The 4,909-nt window shown below is 57.6% G+C and carries 3 protein-coding genes and 1 pseudogene; 3 read left to right on the top strand and 1 reads right to left on the bottom strand.

Annotated features, from left to right (window positions below; all coding sequences use genetic code 11):
- A pseudogene (locus tag WB528_RS22205) lies at positions 1–479 on the top strand (hypothetical protein); the annotation flags it as partial.
- A 711-nt stretch (positions 480–1,190) separates the two neighbouring features.
- On the opposite strand, the gene WB528_RS22200 reads toward WB528_RS22205, so the two are convergent.
- On the bottom strand, positions 1,191–3,080 hold the full coding sequence (locus WB528_RS22200) for an NF038122 family metalloprotease (RefSeq protein ID WP_423890714.1): 1,890 nt from the start codon (positions 3,078–3,080) through the stop codon (positions 1,191–1,193).
- A 158-nt stretch (positions 3,081–3,238) separates the two neighbouring features.
- Here WB528_RS22200 and WB528_RS22195 point away from each other — a divergent pair, with 158 nt between their 5' ends.
- Positions 3,239–3,388, top strand: a complete 150-nt coding sequence (locus WB528_RS22195) for a hypothetical protein (RefSeq protein WP_423890715.1) — start codon at positions 3,239–3,241, stop codon at positions 3,386–3,388.
- Between the two features lie 454 nt (positions 3,389–3,842).
- The gene (locus WB528_RS22190; protein ID WP_423890712.1) at positions 3,843–4,049 is read left to right on the top strand and encodes a cold-shock protein; all 207 of its coding nucleotides are present in this window, start codon (positions 3,843–3,845) and stop codon (positions 4,047–4,049) included.
- The last annotated feature ends 860 nt before the right edge of the window (positions 4,050–4,909 follow it).

The following is a 4,909-nucleotide window of genomic DNA, read 5'->3' as shown; positions in this document are numbered from 1 at the left end:
ACATCGGGAGCCGTGTGACTCGAGAGGGTCATGCACGGTTCTGGGAGCGCGCGGAGGTGAAACTCCTCCGCGCGACTCGACAAGTCGCGCTGGAATGGCAAATCGCTGGCTTCGGTGATTTCTCCGGCCGTGCTGGCGAGACCGGCGATATGCTGATGCGCAACAGCAAAACTGGCGCGTTCGAGATTTACGACGTCAGCAACAACCGGATCACGTTTTCGTCCGGCATGGGCCAGGTTGGATTGGAGTGGCAGATCGTCGGCTTTGGCGATTTTTCCGGCAATGCCGGCGAAAGCGATATGCTGATGCGCAACAGCAACAGCGGTGCCTTCGAGCTCTACAACATCGGCAGCAACCAGATCACGAATGCCGTCTCGATGGGTCAAGTCGGGACGGAGTGGTCGGTCGCCGGCATGGCCGCCGATCCGCCGGGCGCGGCCCCTGCAAACGCCAACTGGTGCAGGCTATGGCCTCGATAGGCACGACCGCACCCGCTAGCGCGGGAAATACTGCGCAAATCGGACCCGAGATACCGACGCAACAAACACTGCTGACGATACTCCCAGCTGGATGATGGTGCGCGGGGTGACGCCGAGTTAAACCTCGCCCGACCAAGTCTCTTCCTGGTCCGTTGCATCACTTAGTGCGACGCAGCGATATGTCGGCAGTTGGGTGATAAACGGCCCTGAGGCCGACGGACAAGCCAACTTGAAGCCGGCATATCGATCAAATGGCGGCAATGAAACTTTCCGGACAAGACAGAGTCTCCCAGGTTCCGGTGCCAGCGTAGAGGGTAGGGGTCTATTTGTGGGTGTTTGACGGTCTTCAAAGCTAAACTTTTGAAAAATCAAGAGAATTATTGTCTATAGGCGGACACTCCCTCCGCCACCGACAATGCGGTCGTATTCTCCTGTCGGCCCGTTGGTCCCCGAGAGACGGCGTGGGGCCTTGCTTTCGATCAGGCTCTGGACCCTCGGGATGCCCGTCAGGCCGGTGCTCTCCGATACCACTTTCTCGGCGGCTCAGTGCTTTGACCGAAAGGTACGGTTCGCGCAGAGCCCTGAATTTGGCTGACGTCGACACTGCCCGCTCAGGCCGATTTCGTCACTGGCGGCGGATTCCGCTATGAGCATTCGGCGGCAGCACGGGTCGGACAAAACGTAATTGTGCCGCGACGTTGACTGAACACCTCACGCCTGCGGCGGCACCAGAAGCGACGATGGCTGTGGCGCCTCGCCCCCCAGGGGGACCGGGTTGAAGCTCTCAATCCCGCTGTTGCCGCTCCCCATTGTTGCCATCGTTTGCGCCAGCAGAGCGGTCGTGCCGATATCCTCGGACGTCGTGATTGTGCCGGCATCATCGGGTGTGGCGATTGCGCTGATTCTCGATGCAGCCCCCGCCATCTGCCACTCCAATCCTACCTGTCCCATGGCACTCGAACCGAAGATTTGATTGTTGCTGATGTCATAGACTTGAAACGCGCCGGTATTGCGGTTTTGCATCAGCATGTCGGTGTCAGCACCGGTGCCGAAGAAATTGCCGAAAGCTACCACCTGCCATTCCAGTCCCACCTGTCCCATCGCGCCGGAACTGACGATTTGATTGTTGCTGATGTCGTAGACCTGAAACGCGCCGGTATTGCGGTTTTGCATCAGCATGTCGGTTTCATTGGCGGTGCCGCCGAAATTGCCGAAGCCTGCGACCTGCCACTCCAACCCCACCTGTCCCATGGCGTTGGAACTGACGATTTGATTGTTGCTGATGTCATAGACCCAAAACACGCCGGTATTGCTGTTGCGCATCAGCATGTCGGTTTCATTGGCGGTACGGCCGAAATTGCCGAAGCCTGCGACCTGCCACTCCAGTCCAACCTGCCCCATGGCGTTGGAACTAACGATTTGATTGTTGTTGATGTCATAGACCCAGAACGCGCCGGTATTGCCGTTGCGCATCAGCATGTCGCTCTTGTTGAAGTCGCCGCCGAAATTACCGAAGCCTGCGACCTGCCACTCCAATCCCACCTGACCCATCGGCGCGGAACTGACGATTTGATTGTTATTGATGTTATAGTCCCAAAACGCGCCGGTATTGCTGTTGCGCAGTATCATGTCGGACGTGTCGATCCCATAGAACGCGCCGACGCCCGCAACCCGCCACTCCAATCCGACCTGACCCAATGAGGCCGTCCCCATGATGCTGTTGTTGCCGATGTTGTAGATTTGGTAATTGCCGTTTCCGCCGTTGCGCATGATCATGTCCGCGGAAATCGGCGGCGGCGGGGGCGGCGGGGGCGGTGAAGGCGCCTCGCCCCAACCCAGCGCATCCATTAACGTGAAATCGGTCGACGTGAATGGTTCCAGCACGCCAGAGGGAGTGAACGCGCGGAACGCGTCGACGCCACCGTTCGGAATATTGCTTCCGTCCCAATCGGCGGTGCTGCCGGCGCTGGAGCCGTTGTAGATGCTGGCCAGGCTGGTCGCGCCGTTGTCGGTGGAGAAATAAGCGTAAGGGGGCGAGCCATTGGGCTGGCCGGGGTGTACGCCCGGCGACGCGTAACGAAACAGATCCATGGCCGAGTAGTAGCCCGGGTTGTTAAGCCCGCATATTCTACCCATCACATGGCCGATTTCGTGCTCGACCACGCCGACGAAATAATACGTGCCCGCCGCGGGCGTTTGGTTGTAATCGTAATCAAAGGGAAGCGTGTTGGAGAACCCGATGTTTCCGTCGATGTTGCTGCTCGAATATAGCCCGAGCGCTTTGTCTTCGGCTGTACTGACGCGCATGGTGCCCGAGTAGGGCGAATTGGTCGGCAACGAAGCGGAACCCGACGCGGCGTCCGCTATCAGCGCATTTCTCACCGTCGAATACGGTTCGTTGATCAGGTAAGTCACCGCCAAGCCAAGGGTCGACGACCCAAGCGAGTTGCCGCCGCTTTCACCATAGCCGATGGTGATATTGAAGCTCGCCGGTTCGTCAGGAAATAGACTCTGGATGTAATTGACTGCGATATTAACGTCGGGCACAAATTGCGCGGGCGCAGAGGCGACGCTCGAGTCGTAAGTGACGTTGATTTTCATGGCGTTCTCCTGCGACGCGTTGGGATGAAAAGACCCTCACTTAAAGTTAAAAATTGCGCGTTCTCCGCAAGAAAAGCCTTGATCTGAATCAAAGGTCTGAGCAGGCGTGGGGGCATTCGAGGAAACTCTTTACAAGCCCGAATGCACATTGGGGCACAGTGAAATGGTTCAACGCAGCGCAGGCGTACGGATTCATTCAGCCTGAGGGTGGCGATGATCTTCGGCAATTCGAACGTGCCGAACAGAGTCACTGGATAGCCGCGCCAATTAGCATTAATCCAGCCGAGGATGGGCACGACGACCAGTAAGACATAAAGCAACCAGTGCACCACTTGGACGGATTTGTGGACCATTTCCCAGCGTGCTGCTTTCGTTCAACGGGATAGGTTCGCCACCTCACGTTGGCGGGCGCGCGCAGGATTGCTGCCTGATTGCCGCTCACTAGCAGCAACGGCAGTTCCCCGCGCACACAGAGGCCCGGAGCGGGCGCGGCGGAGAGCATCCTGCCGCGCCGGGCAATTTCATCGTGGACAGCTATGAGGAATTTGAGCACGGCGGGCCCAAAAGGGTTGCCCGCCCGGCAAGTACGCTGAAAAATGCCAAACGAGGGCATAAGTAAGGGAGCGAGAGTGGGGCAGAGCGGATTCCATTGGCAATGATTTTTCCTGTACTCATCTGGCGGGTGCAATATAATCGGTAGTTGGTGACACCGAACAGGCGCTTCGGTATGACGTTGGACACTGATATATCGGAGGTGATTTGATGGCTAAAGGTACCGTGAAGTGGTTCAATTCGCAAAAGGGCTACGGTTTCATTCAGCCGCAGAGCGGCGGCAAAGATGTTTTCGTCCACATCTCGGCGGTCGAGAGAGCCGGCCTGAGCGGTCTCAATGAAGGGCAGGTCGTCGAATACGAGGAGGTCGCGAATAAGGGCAAAACGTCAGCAGAAAACCTCAAGGTCCAGCGCTGATTTTCGGCCGGGCGCCCGCCAACAACGCGTTGTGGCCTCGATGCATTTGTCCGTGTTGAGGCTGTGCCAGGTGCCATTGCACCATTGGCACAAGACCGCTCGAGCCCCTGCCAGCTCACGGCTCGTTAACCGCTGGCCTCCATTCTGCAGGTGGATTGATTCGGGAGTGAAGCGTGGGCGCCGAAATACTAAGGCTCAGCGACTATCGCATGGACGATGGCACTGATGGCGGGATTGACTTGGCGACTGCAGTCGATGTCGCCATTCGGGACTTACGTGAAATTCTGTGGTGCTGGGGTTCTGAGAGGGCGCGGCAGCGTGCGGAGGAATGCGAGTCGACGCTGCGGCGTGCCTATTCCGGGTTTGTCGATTGCCAGACAGCATCTCAATAGCATTCGGATGGAAACGATCTCATCTTTCAGTCCGATTGATTACAGCCTCGCTATCAAAAATAGGGGGCATCCGCCCAAATCGTGGCGATGGGAAATTTACGCGGCGGGAAAGAGTAAGCCGGTCCGACAATCTGAATTTTTCGAAACAATGTCGGAAGCTACCCGTGCAGGCAAGGTAGCATTGGCGGAACTCCGGGCCAATCCTTCAGCGTGATGGCCGCTATTGGCCTTGACTGCCGAGCTCTCAGTCCGTTTCGACGGCAGTTATCGGGGGAGGCGGTGCAGTCGTGTGTGGTATGGCTTGCGGCGGCTCGCGCTGACGTCGTCTTTTTTGATTTCAATACCTCTTGGTGCTGATTTTCTGACGAAGCTGCATTTGAACAATCCGCGCGATGCGCTGGTCGGCGCTGCACCGCAGGCATCGTCGCAACGCGGCTAGCGTCATCAGGATCAATCGGGGTATAGCCG

This window comes from Bradyrhizobium sp., assembly GCF_049586575.1.
In the GTDB taxonomy this organism is placed as follows: domain Bacteria; phylum Pseudomonadota; class Alphaproteobacteria; order Rhizobiales; family Xanthobacteraceae; genus Bradyrhizobium.
Note: the sequence above shows the minus strand (reverse complement) of the source record. Positions and strands in the feature narration are given on the sequence as shown.

Excerpts from the sequence above, each read along its gene's own strand:
- WB528_RS22200 (WP_423890714.1), bottom strand. The coding sequence starts at position 3,080 with ATGAAAATCAACGTCACTTACGACTCGAGCGTCGCCTCTGCGCCCGCG.
- WB528_RS22190 (WP_423890712.1), top strand. The coding sequence starts at position 3,843 with ATGGCTAAAGGTACCGTGAAGTGGTTCAATTCGCAAAAGGGCTACGGT.